Raw genomic sequence first — 18,515 nt, 5'->3', positions numbered from 1 at the left:
TACAAATTTAAAGTTTACACTACTTAAGCAAAAACATCTACTTGAAATAGGGATTTTTCAATGTTTAATGTGAATTTTATTGTGATTAAAAAAAGCATATAATGTTTAATTAAAATTTGTAAATTAAACATTATATGCTTTAATTTTTATAACTTAAATATTTATCCTCTTAAAGATTTAACTCTTTCTTCTCCACTTACTATACTAACAATTCTTACACCAAAGTTTTCATCTACAACGACTACTTCACCATAAGCTATTTTCTTTCCATTTACATATATTTCAACTGGCTCTTCTGCAAGTTTATCTAATTCTATTAATGATCCTGTACCAAGATCTAATACTTCTTTTATTGACTTTTTAGTTTTTCCAAGTACAACTGAAATTTCAAGTGGTACATCTAAAATCAAATCAATATTTTGAGGTACTCCACTGATAGGATTTTGATCAAGTGGAGCAAAATTTGCTCTTTGTACACTTACTTGTGATTGAGGCACAGAATTTTGTGGCTGAGTGTATGTTTCAGCTGGCTTCGGATCTATTTGTTGTGGAGCCTTATTTAAATCTGATTTAATATTTACAGGTCTTTCTTCTACTTTAGGATTTAATTGCATATCTTCTTCCTCTTCTCCCATCATTATAGAAACTATCTTTTTAGCTGTTTTAATCGGAAGTATTTGCATTATATTGCTATCCACTAAATCTCCAATAGTTAACTTAAACGATACTTCAATTATATCTTCTTCTTCTGATATACTTTCACTTAATGGCAAAGCTGCATCCTTCCATATCTTTGAAATAGGAGGAGATATATTAACTTCTCTTCCAAACATTGTGGCCATTGAAGTTGCAGCTGAACCTATCATTTGATTCATAGCTTCTGATACAGCACTTTCTTCAATTTCTGTAAGTTCAGATTTTTCTTCTATTTTTCCATCGCCACCCATCATAAGATTGGCAATTACAGCGGCATCTGGTATCTTCATTACAAGTAAGTTACCACCTATTATACCGCTTGTATATTTTACTTCTAATGCTATATTAGGTACTTCAAAAGTATCTCTTAATTCTTTTAATGTTGTTACTCTAACTTGTGGCGTTGTTATATTAACCGCACTAGCAATTATAGTTGATAGTGCAGTTGAAGCAGAGCCCATTGATATATTCCCTATCTCTCCAAGTAAATCTCTTTCTGTATCTGTAATTGGACTTTCTTTTTTTTCATCCACTTTAGTTTCATCAGATACATTAGATACATTTTCTTGTGATTGCTCTTGAGTTTCGTCTTTTCCGCCACCATTTAACAGTGAATCTATTTCATCTTGTGAAAGGAATCCGTTATCACTATTCATAGTTTTCCACATCCTTATCGATAATATCTAGTATTTGAACGCCTCTATTTTTACCTATAGTTCCTGGTCTTCCTAATAAATAAGGTTCATTTCCAACCACTACTTTTACAGGACTTGAAGTTAAACTATCTAAGGTTATTACATCTCCAACAGAAAGTGTTAAGAATTGTCCAATTGTTAAATTTGTACTTCCAAGTACAACCGTCATAGGTAATTCTACAACATTCATTCTTTTTCTTAATTTTTCTTTAGACCCTTCTAGTGTTTCTGTATTGTTTTCTCTAAACCAATATTGAACTACAAGTTTATCGAGAACCTTTTCTATACTAAGGTAAGGAATACATATATTTATAAATGTATTGTTTCCTCCCATTTCAACAGAAAATGTAATAAGCGCTACTGGTTCATTAGGTGCCAAAGTTTGATTTAGTGCAGGATTTGTTTCAAGTCCCTCTATTTCTGGCTCAACCTCCATTACATCTTCCCAAGCAAGTTTAAGATTAGCTATTAACCCTTTATTTATCTGTTTTATTATATTTTTATCTATATCAGTAAATTCTCTTGTCTTATATTTACCAGTTCCAGAACCACCAAGTAATACATCTATAATTTGATATGCAAATTGTGGATTAGTTTCAAATAATATAGATCCACTTAGAGGTGGCATTTTAAATATGGTTAATATAGTCGGATTAGGTACTGAATGAATAAATTCTTCATAGGTTATTTGCTGAACTGTTTCTATATTAATTTTAACATTGGTTCTAACTTGTGCTGTTAGATAATTAGAAATTGTTCTGGCAAAATTATCGTGAATAAGTTCTAATGTTCTTATATGGTCCTTTGAAAATTTCTGAGGACTTCTAAAGTCATACGCTTTTACTTTTTGCTTTTCTTCCTCTTTTTCTAATTCATCAGGATTTAGCTCACCAGAATCTAAAGCAGATAAAAGGGCATCTATTTCACTTTGTGTTAGAACGTCTGCCATATTCGTCCCTCATTTCTATACTAATTTACAAATAATTTATCTATATCTATTAAAGTTACTACCCTAGTTTTAAAATTAATTATTCCTTTTATATAACCTTTGTTAGAATCATCAACTTTTTCTAGTATTTCTTCTTCTATTTCTAATACTTCATCAACTTCATCTACAGTTATTCCTATTTGCTCATCTTCCATCTTTAGGATAATTATATTACCATGTTCATCTTCACCTTTTGATATATTAAGTAACAAATTTATATCTAAGAGGGATATTACATTCCCTCTTAGATTTATTAATCCTTTTATATGACTGGGTGCATTAGGAACTCTTGTTATTTCCATCATATCATTTATGCCCTGAACTTTTGCAGTTTCTACTGCAAACTGTTCATCTCCAAGCTTAAATATGACAACTTGCATCTTTATTCCCCCCATTAGCCTTTTTTAATACTAAACCTACGTTAACCTATAACTTTTTTAACAGCTTCAAGTACTCTATCTGCTTGGAATGGTTTTACTATAAAATCTTTTGCTCCTGATTTTATTGCATCCATTACCATTGTTTGTTGTCCCATAGCACTACACATAATTATTTTTGCAGCAGGATCAAAGTCTCTTATTGCTTTAACAGCTTCTATACCATCCATATCCGGCATTGTTATATCCATTGTAACTACATCTGGTTTTTCTGATTTATAAAGTTCCACAGCTTTTAATCCATTACTTGCTTCCCCTACAACCTCATAACCATTTTTTTCTAATATATCCTTTATCATCATTCTCATAAAAGCAGCATCATCAACAATTAATACTTTAGACATTGTATATAACCTCCATTACTTTACTCCTAATGTATTTAATATTTTTTCCAATGAACCTGGCATTGGGATGTAATAAAAATGTCCATTGGTGTCTTCTTGTTCATCTTGTAAAAATTTAGTTTCTAAATCAAGTACTTGTTCATCAAATTGTCCTGATTCTATAAAAGTTGTGGATAAAATAGCTCCTAGCATATCATTACATACTGCAGGTACCGAAGGAGTTATTACTAAATTCGTAAACTTCGCTATAGCATTCATGTAAGATGAAGCTATTATATTTCCTATTTCACAAAGAACAGATTGTCCCATTTCTGTTAACTGTGATGAAGTTTCTCCTGTAAGCGACTTTATTATTTTAAACGCTGTAGCATTGTCTATAATAAAAAGTATATTACCTGGAGTGTCTCCAAGTACTCTAACAATAATACCTATAACAACCTTTTCAATTCCAGTTGATGAAAACACTTCATCAAAAGGTAATATGTTAACTGAAGGTACCGTCATATCAACTTTTCTTCCTAAAAGTTGAGATAAAGCAGTAGCCGCATTTCCAGCTCCAATATTCCCCACTTCTTTTAATGCATCTAATTGCATAGGTGTCATATCAAGATAACTCACAAAACCGCCTCCTTATATTAAAGCAGCAACATCAAGTATTAAAGTTACAAGTCCATCACCATAAATAGTTGCACCTATATATTCTTTAAGCCCCTTTAATGTTTTTCCTAAAGGTTTTATTACTGTTTCTTGTTGACCTAATAGCCCATCTACTAAAAGTCCTACTGTTTTTCCTCCAACTTTTACAATTACAATATACTGTTTTGATAACTCTGGTTTTTCCAGTCCTAATTTCTCAGAAACTCTCACAAGTGGAATTACATTATCATTATATACTATTACTTCCTTATTGTCAGTTTTCATTACATTATTTTCTTTAAAATCTATAACTCTATCTATATAACCTAAAGATATTGCCATAGTTTCTGATCCAATTTTAACCAGTAGTGCTTGGATTATTTGAAGTGTCAAAGGCAATGTAATAGTAAATGTAGAACCTTTTCCTTCTTCAGACATAACATCAACAGTTCCACCAAGAGAACTTATCTTTGTTTTGACAACGTCCATTCCAACGCCTCTGCCTGATACATCTGTGACTACTTCATTTGTACTAAAGCCTTGAGCAAAAATAAGATTCTTAATATCATCTTCACTCATACCCTCAGTATTTATTCCAATTTTGTTTGCTTTAGCACGAACTTTTTCAACGTCTATTCCGCCACCATCATCTTGAACTTTTATTATAGCTTTTGTTCCTTCTTGATATGCTATAAGTTTTATAGTTCCAGTTGTATTTTTTCCAGCAGCACTTCTTTCTTCTCTACTTTCTATACCATGATCTGCTGCATTTCTTATTAAATGAATTAGAGGTTCTCCTATTTCATCTATAACTGTTCTATCAAGTTCAGTATCTTGTCCCTTTATTATAAAATCTATATCTTTATCAAGTTCAACTGATAAATCTCTTACCATTCTTGGGAATCTATTAAATACTGTTTCAAGTGGTAACATTCTGATCTTCATAACAAGATCTTGAAGATCAGACGTTGTTCTTGCAACTTGTTCTAATGTTTCATTTAATTCTGCTGATCTATAGTTAGAACTTATTTGTTCTAATCTAGTTCTATGAATAACAAGCTCTGATACCATATTCATAAACTTATCTAATCTTTCTAAATCAACTCTTACAGATTGATGTACTTTTCTACGCTTTTTAGGTTCGGCACTTTTAGCTTGTTGTTTTTTACCTTCTGGCTTTTTAACTTCTTGTTTTTTTACTGTTTCTTCAAACTCTTCTTCTTTTTCCTTAGGCTTCACCTCGTCTTTAATATCATTTTGTGCTTCTTTTTCTTGTGTATTTACACTTACATTATCGACTATAACCTCATCAACTTCAGATATATCAATTAAAATTTCGTAAATTTCTTCTTTATTTTTAGTGGTTAAATATACCATCTCTATTTCAAAATCAAAATTTTCATTTTCAAGGTCATCTGCTGATGGCATACATTTTATTATTTCTCCACATTCTTCAAGGCTTTTGAATATTAAAAATGCTCTTGCTGATTTTAAAAGTGTATTTTCATTTAATATAACTTTAATATAAAAAGCATTAAATCCTTTATCTACAGCTTGCTTTATTACATTTAAATCATATTCATTTATTTGTTTTTTAAATTCACTTTCTTCTTGTTTATTATCTGTATCAACTGATTCTTCTACTATGCTTTTATTTTCTTCACTTTTTTCATCACTATTTCCTTCAGCAATAGCTTCTAATTTTTCAATTATGTGATCTACTTCTATTACTTCATCAACACCTTCTGAAATGTTATTAACCATTTGTTCTAAGGTATCAAGACATTTAAATAATACTGTTACAACTTCTTGAGTTACTTTTAAATTTCCTTCCCTAAACTGAGATAATACATCTTCCATTTTGTGAGTAAGTTCTGCCATTTCGTTAAATCCCATAGTCGCTGCCATACCTTTTATTGTATGAGCCACTCTAAAAATTTCATTTAACTTGTCTATATTGTTTGGATCTTGCTCTAGTTCTAATAATGATTCATTTAAAGTTTGAAGATTGTCAATAGATTCTTCAAGAAACATTGACAAATATTGTGATGTATCCATTTTTCACCCTCCCTATAGTTTCTTATATATGAATGTAGAAGCTTTTTCGAAACCATAATCTCTATAATTATATATACTTTCCGTGGCACCTACAAATAACAATCCTCCTTTTTTCAAAGAGTCACTAAACTTTTTATAAATAGCATCTTTTACATCTTGATTAAAATAGATTACTACATTTCTGCATACTATTAAATCAAAATTTCTTTCATAACTATCCAGTATTAAGTCATGTTTTTTAAAGGTAACCATTTTTTTTATTTTAGGACTTATTATGTATTTATCCTCTTCTTCTTTGAAATATTTTCTTATATATTCACTTCTTACATTTTTTATTTCACCTTTAGTGTATTCTCCTCTTTTAGCTCTCTCTAGGATATTATTATCTATATCGGTAGCTAAAATTTTATGATTTCCTTTTGAAATTAAATTGTCTAATATTATTGCTATAGAATATGGTTCTGCTCCTATAGAACATGCGGCACTCCATATTTTTAAATTTCTTTCATTCTTTATTAAATCATTTTCTATTTTGCTTTTTAAATCATTAAATATATCTGGATTTCTAAAAAATTCAGTTACATTTATAGTTATGAAATCTAAAAATTTTTGTCTTTGTTCTCCGTCTTTCTTTAAAAGTTCTACATAATCATCTACGGTTTTAACCCCAACTCTTGACATTAAGCTTAATATTCTTCTGTGGAGTTGATTAGATTTATATGCTGAAAGATCTATTTTAAATTCTTTAAATGCCCATTTTTCAAAATCTTTTAAATCCATTTTTACCTCCCACTGCCTATAGTATTTTTAGCTATAGCCTCTGAAATTTCATAAATGGGAAGTACATAATCAACCTTTCCAGTTTCAAAGGCAGCTTTAGGCATACCATATATAGTGCAAGTATCTTTATCTTCTGAAATTGTCATTCCTCCAAGGTCTTTTATAACTTTTGTTCCTTCTGCACCATCTCTTCCCATACCAGTTAAAACTACACTTAAAACATGAGAACCATATACTTTAGCCGCAGATATAAATAGCTTGTCAACAGCAGGTCTAACTCCCCATATTGGTGGCTCCTCAGATAAGTGTATCTTTTTGTCCTTTGTTATTTCCATATGAGATCCACCCTTTGCAACATACACTACATCTTTCTTAATAATGTCACCTTCTGATGCTTCAATAACTTTTATTTTGCTGTTAGCATCAAGCCTATCTGCAAAGGCTTTTGTAAAACCTACTGGCATATGTTGTACTACAAATATTGGAACACCTAATTTTTCAGGAAGCTCTGTTATAACTTTGTATAATGCTTTGGGTCCTCCTGTAGATGCCCCTATAACAACTGCTTCTATATTTGACGTTCCTACTTTGCTTGGCATCCTTCTTATTTTAGTTTTTGATAAAGCACTTTTGTCTATATTTCTTTTAATTTTAAAATTGTTTTTGCTTTTAGAAACCCTAATTTTACTTACCAATTCATCACCAACCTTTTCAATATCCAGTGATATAGCTCCAGAAGGCTTTGCTATAAAATCAAAGGCTCCATTATGGAGACATTCCATTGTAAGTTTAGTTCCTTCTTTTGAAACACTACTTAACATGATTGTTGGTATTTTATATTTTTTAATCTTCATTTCATGCAATGTTTCCATTCCATTCATTTTTGGCATTTCGATATCTAAAGTTATTACATCTGGCTTTTCAGTTTCAAGCTTTTTTATTAGGTCTTCCCCATTTCTGGCTGTACATATAACTTCCATATCTGGTTGCATGTTTATCATGTCTGATATAATTTTTCTCATAAGTGCTGAATCATCCACAACTATTACTTTTATTTTTTCCAAAACACTTCACTCCATTTATATTGCTCTTATTCCCATTCCCACTGTTCTTATTTCCACCATTCCATCTTCTGTACTAAATATCATAGTTCTTCCTTTGTTTCCACCAGTATCTTCACTGATAATTGGTATTCCATATTCTCCTAAAACTTTTTTCACTGACTTACTATTTCTATTTCCTATATCCATTATCATACTCTTATCTGAAAAGTTAAACATAGAAGCTCCCCCTGCAATTTTTGCTTTTAGATGTCTTTTAACAGCTCCTTGTTTCTCCATTTTTTCTAGAAGCATTGGTATTGCAAGATCTGCAAATTTCATAGGATTACTTACATTTGAAAACTGAGTGCTATCTGGAAGCATTATATGTGCAAGTCCACCTATTTTTTTAATAGAATCATATAAGGCTATTCCAATACAAGAACCAAGCCCTACTGTTATAAGTTTTTTGGGAGGTAATGCAACATTTAAGTCTGCGATACCTATCCTTATTTCATCTTTATTCATTATATCCCCCTAATTAAGAATGGCCTCTCTTTCTTCATCGGTCAATATTTTACCAAGGTTCAAAAAAATTATTATTTTGTTTTCTAATTTTATTAACCCTTCTATATATCTTTTAGATACTTCTGATATGATTTCTGGAGGCTGTTCTATATCTTTAAGATATATATTTCTTACCTCTGATACAACATCTACAATAACTCCAATTTTATTTTGCACCTCTTTTATAACTACTATTTTTGCATTTTTTTTATTATCACTTTCCTGTATATTAAATTTTTTAGCTATACTCATTACAGGTAATATATTACCTTCATGATTTATTACTCCTTCAATAAATTCTGGAGAATCCGGAAGATTCGTCGGAACCTCGTATCCTAAAATTCTTTCTACTTCTTTAATATCTGTTGCATAATATTGATTATTTATTTTGAAAATTAATACTTTTATTTCCTTATTCTCCATTAGTATTTCCTCCTATAACACAAATTTATCTACAATTATTTCACCATCGTCTCCCAAGTAAGCATGAATTTCTTTGCTTGGAATTTCTAGTATATATTCCTTTTCTCCTACTACAAATCTTGTATTTTGATAAGCAATATCAACCCATATATGTCCTTTAGGTCCTACTATAAGCTTAGTGGATACTCCTCCTTCACTACCTACTTCTTTGCACTTTATTTCTTTTTCAGCTTTTATTGTTCCGCCTCTGGCAATACTTCCACTTGCTATAAATTCTACATTTCCATGAGAGATTATTTCAGATACATACTCTCCCTTTCCAGTAATAACTATATTACCCGAACATTTCAAAATAGAATCTTGACAATAACTAACACTCATAGTTACAGGCATAGTTAAACTATTTTTTATATCATCTACAACTTTATTTATTCTTATTGTAAACAATTGTAATTCTTTAACATTTTTAATGCTAAAAGGACCTATACCTATTAATTTTTTATTTATAAAATTACTTAGCAATTTTTCTTCATTACTATCGGTTTCAATTAATGTTTTTGAAAACTCTACGCATAATTCATCTATATATTTAAATTTATTTTCCAGTAGCACTTTTAATATTTCTCCATCTCTAACCTTCTTTCCTAGTAGGTTAAACTTTTTAATATGCTCTACTGTACCTATCAATTCATTAATTCCAGAATTTAATTTTTCTAAAATATTAAGCTTATTTAATTTAAAAATATTATTTCCACCTGCATAAAGTTCTGAATTTATTACATTACCTAAGATATCCATATCTTGTTTAGAATAAATTTTTGCATGTTCTATATTTCTATTTACTGTAAGATTTTGACCACAATTAACTTTCATTCCTTCTTTTACATTTCCATAAATTAAAACATCTCCAACAAAATCTACATTTCCTGTTGTTATATCAACATCTTTTTCTATGTGATGTACTTTATTTACACAAATAACTCCACCCTTTAAGGAAGGTTTTCCTTCTATGGTTGAAACCACTGTATTTTCATCTTTAAACTTACATCCTTGTCCTATCTTTAACTTTACCTTTTTCCCTGGAACATGTTTTTTAACTATTCCTCTTATATCTATGCCATCCTTACCTTCTATTCCCTTTTCTATTGTTGCCAAAACTTCTCCAACCTTGACTTCTTTAACTATTCCTATACTTTTGTAATCTACATTACCATTTTTATCCTGTCTGAATTTTTTAGCACTATTAGTTTCAAAATTTATATTAACTTTATCATCTATACCATTTATAGGTTTTATACCTTTAGCTACTAATAATTCTTCTGTATCCTTTAATTGTGTTAACTCATATAATCTTTCTTTTATTATTCCAGCTTTAATTCCTTTTGAAAGTAATATTTCTTTAATTTCATCAATAGTATAGGGCTTTGGATACTTTTGTTCTTTTATTATAGGAGTTATTTGTAATTTATGCTTTTCTTCAGTATCATTTAACTCATATATATTCTCAGGCATATATTTAACAGTTACATATGCTTCCATTACACTATTAGATGTTTCTATATTTAACACTCTTTGCGCAGTATTCTCTTCAAATAATACATCTATTACATTGTCTTCATAAACTTCTTTTTTATTTATAACTGCTACTCCATCTACAAGTACAGTTACATTATTATTAGGAAGTATAACAGCTGCCTTCCCTTTTTTTCTAGGATTCTTAACTACTATCTTTCCTTTTTTAATCATAACTGTACCATCTATATTTTCACTATTTTCTTCTTTATTTTCTATTTTAATATATTTTTCATTATTTTTTTTATTGTTTTTTAATGATTTTACAGAAATAGTAACTTTTTTTATAAAAATACCTTGTCTTTCTTCAAGTATTTCATAATCTATTTCTTGTTTTTCTAAATTTAATTTTTGTGATGCCAATTGTAAACACTCTTCTAAAGTTCTAGCTGTAAATATATTTTGCATCAAACAACAACTCCCTAAATTTATTATTCTAAGAAAAGTATACCATATATTTATTAACTGTTTTACATATTTTATCGTATTTTTATGTATATTCTTTATAAATAAATAAAAAGTCACCTTCAATATTATAATTAAACATAAAAAAGAAGTGGTTATAATTTCCACTTCTTTTTTGCTAATATATAAATTTATTATTACTACTAATTTGTTTTTATTGTTACTACCTTTTCTCCTTTTTCTTTCTCACCATAGGAAATATCTAGACTCTCTACAAAGTCCATATTTGTTATAACAACAGGAGTTATTGATGATTTGGCTTTTGATTCTATTATTTCTTTATCAAACTCAACTAATAAATCTCCTTGTTTTACTTTGTCTCCTTGAGATACATGAGCTGTAAATCCTTCTCCATTTAAGTTTACTGTATCTATTCCAATATGAACTAGCATCTCAAGTCCATTGTCACCTTTTATAGCAACAGCGTGTTTTGTTGGGAACAATACTGCAATTTCTCCATCTATAGGAGACACCACTTCATTACCTAATGGATTTATAGCAAACCCATCTCCTAATGCCTTACTTGAAAACACTTCATCTGGTACTTTAGTTATATCTATTATTTCTCCTTTTAATGGATTTAAAATCTCTAAAGTTTGTTTTGATAAAGCTTTAGAATCTTCTTTAGTATCTTCTACTATTTCTTCTTTTTCCTCTTCTAAATCATCTACTATTACAGTATCTTCTCCTCTTTCTATTATAGCTTTCATAGAGTCTTTTATTTTTTCTGCTTCTGTTCCAAATATAGCTTGAACGTTATTTCCTGCTTCTAACACTCCAGCAGCACCTAATGCCTTTAAGGCTCCTTTATCTACTCTAGAAGGATCTTTTAATGTTAATCTAAGTCTTGTTATACAGGCATCTAGAACTTCAATATTATCTTTTCCTCCTATAGCATTTAATACTCTTTTTGCTTTTTCTGAACCTTTAACTTCTTTTAATTTTGGATCAAAATATTCACTTTCATCTTCTCTGCCTGGTGTTTTAATGTTGAAAGTTTTAATTGCAAAATAAAATACAACAAAATATAATGCAAAAAATACTATTCCAACTAGCCATATAAGCCATGGTCTACCTGCAAACTTAAATCCTAATAAATAATCAATAAAGGATGCAGAAAAAGTATACCCTAGTCTTATTTTTAATAAACTAGTTATTATTCCTGAGCAAAATGCTGCTATTACGTGGAAAGCAAACAATATTGGAGCAACAAATATAAATGTAAATTCGATTGGCTCTGTAATTCCTGTTAGAAATGCTACAAAAGCTGCTGATACCATTATTCCAGAAACTTTTTTTCTATTTTCCTTTTTAGCTGCAGCTATTATAGCAATTGCAGCTCCTGGAAGTCCAAACATGACTACAGGATATTCTGATGCCATGAAAAATCCTGCTGTTGGATCTCCATGAAAATATCTAGCTGTATCACCAAAATATTTAATACCCTTTACAGTATACTCACCAAATTGATATAAAAATGGTGGATAATACATATGATGAAGTCCAAGTGGTATTAAAAGTCTTTTTCCTGCCGCATAAAATGCAGGACCAAATATTGATGTACTAGCCCACTTTGCAAATATATTTATTACATTTTGTATAGGTTGCCAAATAGTTGCACCTATTACCGCAAATATTAATGATGCAAATGAGGTTATAATAGGTACAAATCTTTTTCCTCCAAAGAAACCTAAAACCTGAGGAAGTTTTATATCATGATATTTATTATATAAAATAGCTGCTATAAGCCCTATTATTATTCCTCCAAATACACCCATATTTATTGGTACACCAAATCTTTTACCCATTTCTAATAAAACTGCTTGTAATATAAGCTGACCAATAACTGCTGCTAGAGATGCAACTGCTTCTCCACCTGAAAATCCTATTGCAACTCCAACTGCAAATATAAGTGGTAAATTTGTGAAAATAGCATCACCTGCAGTAGCTAAGTTTTTAAATATAACTCCATATCTTCCAAGAAGATCATCTTGACCAATTCTTAGGAGAATTCCTGCTGCTGGTAGTACTGATACTGGTAACATCAAGGATTTACCTATTTTTTGAAGAGTGGCAAATACCTTACCTTTTCCTTTGTTATTACTACTCATTCTCTTCCTCCTTTCTTTGCTTAATATTTTCATTAAGCAATCCTCGATGTTAGTTTTCCCAATAAATAAAAATAAAAACATGAGATTTACTCATGTTTTTATTACCCATTACTTTTTATATAATTGTTTATAATATTGTCATATTCATGTCTTATATTTTGAATAATTTCATTTTTAGCATCAAACTTGCTTTCATTTACCATGGATATAGGAAGAACTTTTGGTGATGTACTAGATATAAATAATCCATCTACATCATCTATATTTTTATAGTTAATTCTTTTTTCTATAACTTGGTATCCAAGATTAATACAAGCTTTTATTATATATTTTCGCGTAATTCCTGGAAGAACTTCAATTATAGGAGAAGTTATTACTTTTCCATCTTTTATCATGAATATATTAGATCTACTTCCTTCTGTTATATATCCATCTTTATTTACTAATATTACTTCATAAACACCTGTTTCTTGGATGATTTTGTTGGTTTCATCTCTTAGGTTTTGATTTACGATTTTTATATTAGGATTTTCTCTTTCTGCACAATAAAATGAAGTTTTAACCCCGTTTTCATACATATCTTCTGTTGGATATATTGACTCTATAAAATAACATACAAAGGTTTTTATTCCTTTATTATAGTTAAATATAATTTTTACATTAGCATTTTTATTATTATTTATCTCACAAAGCTTTTGTATATTATTTTTTATTTCATCTTTTTCCATCCAAACCCCAAGTTCTGTCATTTTAGAAGAATTATAAAGTCTTAATAGATGATCTTCTAAAAATATAGGTACACCATCTATAATTCTCATAACTTCATATAATGATTTACCTTCTCTTAAATATTTATCATTAAACTCTTCTATATCTTTTATAGTGTTATTAACTATAAACTTTTCACCATAACATTCTTTCATTACCCTATCACCTTACTTCCATTCTAATCTTTTAATATTATTATAACTCTTTTTAGAGTTAATAAGATAAGGATTTCCTACTAATTTAAATAAAGGAAGGTCTGCAAGTGAGTCAGAAAACATATAGGAATTTTTAAAGTCAACTTCTATATTTTCCTCTTTTAAGACTTCTTTAAGTCGTCTTACCTTCTCTTCTCCCTTATTATTTGATCCTTCAATAGCACTTTTATATATCCCATTTTCCACTTTTAATTTTGTACCTATTATCTTGTCTACTTCTTTTATATTATAAAGTTCTTCTAAATATACTTCTGGTGATGCAGATATTAAATATATTTTATATCCTTGCTTTTTTAACTTTTTTATAGTATCTATAGCATCTTTATATAAAATTTTACTTAATCTTTCTTCATAAAATTCCTTAACTAAATTCTTCATATCAGCTTCATTTATTCCATCTAAAAATTTAATAAAAGTTTCTTTTGATTTTTCTGCATCATAAATTCCTATTCCATAAAAAATACCCGCCATTATGTTTCTTGGAATATATTTTATTAATCCTATATTCCTTTTTAACATAAATAGATAAAGTTGTATTAATGTTTCCTTTTTTGTAAGGGTAAAATCTACATCAAATATTCCTAATTTCTCCACTGTACCACTCCTAGTTAATGCGGATTTTATCAAGAAAAAAGCCGATGCAAATGCAACGACTTTTCAGTATTATTCTTCGTTTTCTAGTAAAGTTTCATAGTAAGCTGTAACTTCATTAAATTCATTATCATCTGGTACAACTAATTGTCCTTCTTCACCTTCACCTATAACTTTAAAAAGATAAACTGAATTATCCTCTGGGTTTTGTACAAGAGCATATTCATTTTCTTTATATTCAAAGCCATCTATTACTTCGCATGGAACTGTGTTACCATTTTCATCTTCTAATTCTACAATAAGGCTTTCGTGTTCATGACATCCGCATCCACAAGCTTCATGTTCATGATCATGTCCACCGCATCCGCAGTCTCCGTGATTATGATCGTGATCATGTCCACCACAAGCACAATCGTGTAATTTTTCTTTATCCATATTGTACCTCCTATGTTTTTCATTTTATGTTTATAGCAATATGTTTATTGTAACCTTAATTAAGAAATATTAAAAGTGTTTTTTTGAATTTTATATAAATAAATTAATTTATGTAAAGTTTATAAATAAAAAGGACATTTCTAAAACTAGAAATGTCCTTTAATATATTTATAACAGATTATTTATCTTCAGCTAATCTCTTATAAGTTTCAAGTCTTTCCATAGCATCTTTTTCAGTTTGAGCATATAACTCATCAGCTTGTTCTGGACGAGCTTTCTTTAATGATGCATATCTAACTTCGCCTAATAAGAAGTCTTTAAAGTTACCCTTAGGTTCTTTAGAATCTAATATGAATGGGTTCTTTCCTTCTTCTTTTAATTGTGGGTTATATCTGTATAATCCCCAATATCCACAATCAACAGCTTTTTTCTCTTCTAATTGAGAGCAAGCCATTCCAACTTTTAATCCGTGGTTGATACATGGAGCATAAGCGATTATTAATGATGGACCTGGATAAGCTTCTGCTTCTTTAATTGCTTTTATAGTTTGGTTCTTGTCAGATCCCATAGCTATTTGAGCAACGTAAACATATCCATAAGTCATAGCCATTAAGCCAAGATCTTTCTTCTTAGTTCTCTTACCTGCTGCTGCGAATTTAGCAACCGCACCTGTACGAGTTGATTTAGAAGATTGTCCACCTGTATTTGAGTAAACTTCTGTATCAAATACGAAGATGTTTATGTCTTCTCCTGATGCTAGAGCGTGGTCAACTCCACCGTATCCGATATCGTATGCCCAACCGTCTCCACCAAAGATCCATTGAGATCTCTTGATTAAGAAGTCTTTGTTTTCTAATATTTCAGCTACTTTTGCATTTGATTTTTCTGCTTCTAATAATGGTAATAATTTAGCTGCTGCTTTCTTAGATCCTTCAGCATCTTCTTTATTATCTACCCATTCTTGTAATGCAGATTTTAATTCAGCACTTACTTCTTCCATAGCTTCTTTAGCTACGTTTTCCATGTTTGTTCTTATAGTAGATACACCTAAAGCCATTCCAAGACCATATTCAGCGTTATCTTCGAATAAAGAGTTAGCCCAAGCAGGTCCTTTTCCTTCGTGGTTTTTAGTGTATGGAGTTGCAGGAGCTGATCCTCCCCAAATTGATGTACATCCTGTAGCGTTAGCTATCATCATTCTGTCACCAAATAATTGAGTTATAAGTTTAGCGTATGCAGCTTCTCCACATCCACCACAAGCACCGTGGAATTCAAGAAGTGGTTTTTCAAATTGGCTACCTTTAACTGTGTATTTATCCATTGGATTTTCTTTAACAGATAAAGTTTGAGCGTAGTCATAGTTAGCTTGTTCTGCTTCTTGAGTTGCAGCTGGTTTCATAACTAAAGCTTTAGTTGGAGCTGGACAAACTTCAGCACAGTTTCCGCAACCAGTACAGTCAAGAACACTAACGTTCATTGCATAGTATAATTTTTCACCTTTGATTCCTTTAGCTTCTACAGCTTTGAATCCTTCTGGTTTATTGTTGTATTCTTCCTCAGTTAATAATGTTGGTCTGATTACAGCGTGAGGACAAACATATGAACATTGGTTACATTGGATACAATTTTCCATGCTCCATTCAGGTACGCTAATTGCGATTCCTCTCTTTTCATATGCAGCAGTTCCGTTAGGGAATGTACCATCTTCCATGCCTTCGAAAGCACTTACTGGAAGTTCATCACCTTTTTGTCTGTTCATTGGTTCAAGAATTTTTGAAATGAACTCAGGAACGTCTTTTTCTTCAACTTTCTTATCTTCTGCAGTTTTCCAAGATTCAGGAACTTCTACTTTAACGATAGCGCCTACACCTTGATCTATTGCAGCGTGGTTCATGTTAACAACTTTTTCACCTTTTTTACCGTAAGAAGTTACAACTGCGTCTTTTAAGTATTTAACAGCGTCTTCTATAGGAATGATGTTAGCTAGTTTGAAGAATGCAGCTTGCATGATCATGTTGATTCTTCCGCCTAGTCCGATTTCTTGAGCTATTTTAACAGCATCAATTGTGTAGAAGTTGATATTGTGGTTAGCAATATATCTCTTCATATGAGCTGGTAAGTGTTCTTCAACTTCTTCTTGGTTCCAGATACAGTTAAGTAAGAAGTTTCCGTTATCTCTTAATCCTTCTAATACATCATATTTGTTAACATATGATTGGTTATGACATGCAACAAAGTGTGGAGTTTGGATTAAGTAAGGTGATTTAATTGGTGATTTACCAAATCTTAAGTGAGAAATTGTTATACCACCAGATTTTTTAGAGTCATATGCAAAATATCCTTGAGCATACATGTCTGTATGGTCTCCGATGATTTTGATAGCGCTCTTGTTAGCACCAACAGTACCGTCTGATCCAAGTCCCCAGAATTTACATGCAGTAGTTCCTTCAGCAACTACGTCTATTCCTTCAACTGTTTCAAGTGATGTATGAGTAACGTCATCATTAATTCCTAATGTGAAGTTATTTTTTGGCTCATCTTGTTTTAGGTTTTCAAATACAGCAGCCATTTGTCCTGGAGTTGTATCTTTTGAACCTAATCCATATCTACCACCAACGATTACTGGTTTGTTTTCTACATCATAGAATGCAGATTTAACATCTAAGTATAATGGTTCACCAAGTGCACCTGGTTCTTTTGTTCTATCTAAAACAGCTATTTTCTTAACTGTCTTTGGTACTGCATTTATTAAATGTTCTTTAGAGAATGGTCTGTATAAGTGAACTTTTACTAAACCTACTTTTTCTCCTCTAGCACTTAAGTAATCTACAACTTCTTCTATAGTTTCACAACCTGAACCCATAGCAACGATTACTCTATCAGCATCTTCAGCACCATAGTAGTTGAATAGCTTGTAATCTCTTCCTGTTATTTTGTTGATTTCTCCCATGTATTCTTCTACGATACCAGGGATTGCATTGTAGTATTTGTTAGAAGCTTCTCTAGCTTGGAAGAATATATCAGGGTTTTGAGCTGTTCCTCTAGTTACAGGATGTTCTGGGCTTAAAGCATTGTTTCTGAATGCTTTAAGAGCATCTTGATCTATTAATCCTCTTAAATCTTCATAGTCTAATAATTCAACTTTTTGAATTTCGTGAGAAGTTCTGAATCCATCAAAGAAATGTACGAATGGTACTCTTCCTTTTAATGCTGCAAGGTGAGCTACAGCTGCTAAATCCATAGATTCTTGTACACTATTTGAAGCAAGTAATGCGAATCCAGTTTGTCTTGCAGCCATTACATCTTGGTGATCACCAAAGATTGATAATGCATGTGATGCTAAAGCTCTAGCACTTACATGGAATACTGATGGTAATAATTCACCAGCAATTTTGTACATGTTAGGAATCATTAATAGTAATCCTTGAGATGCAGTGTAAGTAGTAGTTAATGCTCCACTTTGAAGTGAACCATGAACTGCTGCTGATGCACCAGCTTCAGATTGTAATTCCATAACTTTTACAGTTTGACCAAATAAGTTTTTCTTTCCTTGTGCGCTCCATTCATCAACGCTTTCAGCCATTGGAGATGAAGGTGTGATTGGATATATTGCTGTAACATCAGTAAAGGCATATGATGTATATGCAGCAGCAGTATTACCATCCATTGTTTTCATTTTTGCCATTGGTATACC

16 protein-coding genes are annotated in these 18,515 nt (G+C 30.7%); all 16 read right to left on the bottom strand.

Annotated elements, in window-relative coordinates; translation table 11 throughout:
• Positions 1-161: 161 nt before the first annotated feature.
• The 16 genes from fliY to nifJ all read right to left on the bottom strand — a co-directional run bounded on the left by fliY (position 162) and on the right by nifJ (position 18,506).
• Positions 162-1,352 carry a flagellar motor switch phosphatase FliY gene (fliY, locus tag NT01CX_RS04930; protein ID WP_011721946.1) on the bottom strand — a complete coding sequence of 397 codons (1,191 nt, stop codon included), beginning with the start codon at positions 1,350-1,352 and terminating at the stop codon, positions 162-164.
• Positions 1,345-2,340, bottom strand: a complete 996-nt coding sequence (gene fliM / locus NT01CX_RS04925; RefSeq protein ID WP_011721945.1) for a flagellar motor switch protein FliM — start codon at positions 2,338-2,340, stop codon at positions 1,345-1,347. Before fliM ends, fliY begins: the two co-directional genes overlap by 8 nt.
• Before the next feature lie 20 nt (positions 2,341-2,360).
• Entirely contained in the window at positions 2,361-2,759 is a 399-nt protein-coding gene (locus NT01CX_RS04920; protein ID WP_011721944.1) for a chemotaxis protein CheW, read from the bottom strand.
• 41 nt (positions 2,760-2,800) lie between these two features.
• On the bottom strand, positions 2,801-3,160 hold the full coding sequence (locus NT01CX_RS04915; RefSeq protein ID WP_011721943.1) for a response regulator: 360 nt from the start codon (positions 3,158-3,160) through the stop codon (positions 2,801-2,803).
• A gap of 15 nt (positions 3,161-3,175) precedes the next feature.
• Positions 3,176-3,778 (bottom strand): chemotaxis protein CheC, encoded by a 603-nt coding sequence (locus tag NT01CX_RS04910; protein WP_011721942.1) that lies wholly within the window; start codon positions 3,776-3,778, stop codon positions 3,176-3,178.
• A gap of 12 nt (positions 3,779-3,790) precedes the next feature.
• Positions 3,791-5,854 carry a chemotaxis protein CheA gene (locus NT01CX_RS04905; protein ID WP_011721941.1) on the bottom strand — a complete coding sequence of 688 codons (2,064 nt, stop codon included), beginning with the start codon at positions 5,852-5,854 and terminating at the stop codon, positions 3,791-3,793.
• Positions 5,855-5,866: 12 nt separating this feature from the next.
• Entirely contained in the window at positions 5,867-6,634 is a 768-nt protein-coding gene (locus tag NT01CX_RS04900; RefSeq protein WP_011721940.1) for a CheR family methyltransferase, read from the bottom strand.
• Positions 6,635-6,636: 2 nt separating this feature from the next.
• Positions 6,637-7,698, bottom strand: coding sequence for a protein-glutamate methylesterase/protein-glutamine glutaminase (locus NT01CX_RS04895; protein WP_011721939.1), 1,062 nt, complete (start codon positions 7,696-7,698; stop codon positions 6,637-6,639).
• A gap of 15 nt (positions 7,699-7,713) precedes the next feature.
• Positions 7,714-8,202, bottom strand: coding sequence for a chemoreceptor glutamine deamidase CheD (locus tag NT01CX_RS04890; RefSeq protein WP_011721938.1), 489 nt, complete (start codon positions 8,200-8,202; stop codon positions 7,714-7,716).
• A gap of 9 nt (positions 8,203-8,211) precedes the next feature.
• Positions 8,212-8,664 (bottom strand): chemotaxis protein CheW, encoded by a 453-nt coding sequence (locus NT01CX_RS04885; RefSeq protein WP_011721937.1) that lies wholly within the window; start codon positions 8,662-8,664, stop codon positions 8,212-8,214.
• A 12-nt stretch (positions 8,665-8,676) separates the two neighbouring features.
• The gene (locus NT01CX_RS04880) at positions 8,677-10,644 is read right to left on the bottom strand and encodes a flagellar assembly protein A (protein ID WP_011721936.1); all 1,968 of its coding nucleotides are present in this window, start codon (positions 10,642-10,644) and stop codon (positions 8,677-8,679) included.
• 200 nt (positions 10,645-10,844) lie between these two features.
• A complete protein-coding gene (locus NT01CX_RS04875; protein ID WP_011721935.1) occupies positions 10,845-12,812 on the bottom strand; it encodes a glucose PTS transporter subunit IIA in 1,968 nt (655 codons plus the stop codon).
• Between the two features lie 101 nt (positions 12,813-12,913).
• On the bottom strand, positions 12,914-13,735 hold the full coding sequence (locus NT01CX_RS04870) for an aminotransferase class IV (protein ID WP_011721934.1): 822 nt from the start codon (positions 13,733-13,735) through the stop codon (positions 12,914-12,916).
• Between the two features lie 12 nt (positions 13,736-13,747).
• Entirely contained in the window at positions 13,748-14,389 is a 642-nt protein-coding gene (locus NT01CX_RS04865; RefSeq protein WP_011721933.1) for an HAD-IB family hydrolase, read from the bottom strand.
• A gap of 69 nt (positions 14,390-14,458) precedes the next feature.
• Positions 14,459-14,821, bottom strand: coding sequence for a DUF1292 domain-containing protein (locus tag NT01CX_RS04860; RefSeq protein ID WP_011721932.1), 363 nt, complete (start codon positions 14,819-14,821; stop codon positions 14,459-14,461).
• A 178-nt stretch (positions 14,822-14,999) separates the two neighbouring features.
• Positions 15,000-18,506 carry a pyruvate:ferredoxin (flavodoxin) oxidoreductase gene (gene nifJ, locus NT01CX_RS04855; protein WP_011721931.1) on the bottom strand — a complete coding sequence of 1,169 codons (3,507 nt, stop codon included), beginning with the start codon at positions 18,504-18,506 and terminating at the stop codon, positions 15,000-15,002.
• Positions 18,507-18,515: the final 9 nt, after the last annotated feature.

Source organism: Clostridium novyi NT (genome assembly GCF_000014125.1).
GTDB classification, from domain to species: Bacteria; Bacillota; Clostridia; order Clostridiales; family Clostridiaceae; genus Clostridium_H; species Clostridium_H novyi.
The sequence above is the reverse complement of the archived record's forward strand: the minus strand, read 5'-3'. Positions and strand labels throughout refer to the sequence as shown.

Excerpts from the sequence above, each read along its gene's own strand:
- NT01CX_RS04915 (WP_011721943.1), bottom strand. The coding sequence starts at position 3,160 with ATGTCTAAAGTATTAATTGTTGATGATGCTGCTTTTATGAGAATGATG.
- NT01CX_RS04900 (WP_011721940.1), bottom strand. The coding sequence starts at position 6,634 with ATGGATTTAAAAGATTTTGAAAAATGGGCATTTAAAGAATTTAAAATA.
- NT01CX_RS04880 (WP_011721936.1), bottom strand. The coding sequence starts at position 10,644 with ATGCAAAATATATTTACAGCTAGAACTTTAGAAGAGTGTTTACAATTG.
- NT01CX_RS04890 (WP_011721938.1), bottom strand. The coding sequence starts at position 8,202 with ATGAATAAAGATGAAATAAGGATAGGTATCGCAGACTTAAATGTTGCA.
- NT01CX_RS04905 (WP_011721941.1), bottom strand. The coding sequence starts at position 5,854 with ATGGATACATCACAATATTTGTCAATGTTTCTTGAAGAATCTATTGAC.
- NT01CX_RS04870 (WP_011721934.1), bottom strand. The coding sequence starts at position 13,735 with ATGAAAGAATGTTATGGTGAAAAGTTTATAGTTAATAACACTATAAAA.
- NT01CX_RS04875 (WP_011721935.1), bottom strand. The coding sequence starts at position 12,812 with ATGAGTAGTAATAACAAAGGAAAAGGTAAGGTATTTGCCACTCTTCAA.
- NT01CX_RS04920 (WP_011721944.1), bottom strand. The coding sequence starts at position 2,759 with ATGCAAGTTGTCATATTTAAGCTTGGAGATGAACAGTTTGCAGTAGAA.
- NT01CX_RS04885 (WP_011721937.1), bottom strand. The coding sequence starts at position 8,664 with ATGGAGAATAAGGAAATAAAAGTATTAATTTTCAAAATAAATAATCAA.
- fliM (WP_011721945.1), bottom strand. The coding sequence starts at position 2,340 with ATGGCAGACGTTCTAACACAAAGTGAAATAGATGCCCTTTTATCTGCT.
- nifJ (WP_011721931.1), bottom strand. The coding sequence starts at position 18,506 with ATGGCAAAAATGAAAACAATGGATGGTAATACTGCTGCTGCATATACA.
- NT01CX_RS04860 (WP_011721932.1), bottom strand. The coding sequence starts at position 14,821 with ATGGATAAAGAAAAATTACACGATTGTGCTTGTGGTGGACATGATCAC.
- fliY (WP_011721946.1), bottom strand. The coding sequence starts at position 1,352 with ATGAATAGTGATAACGGATTCCTTTCACAAGATGAAATAGATTCACTG.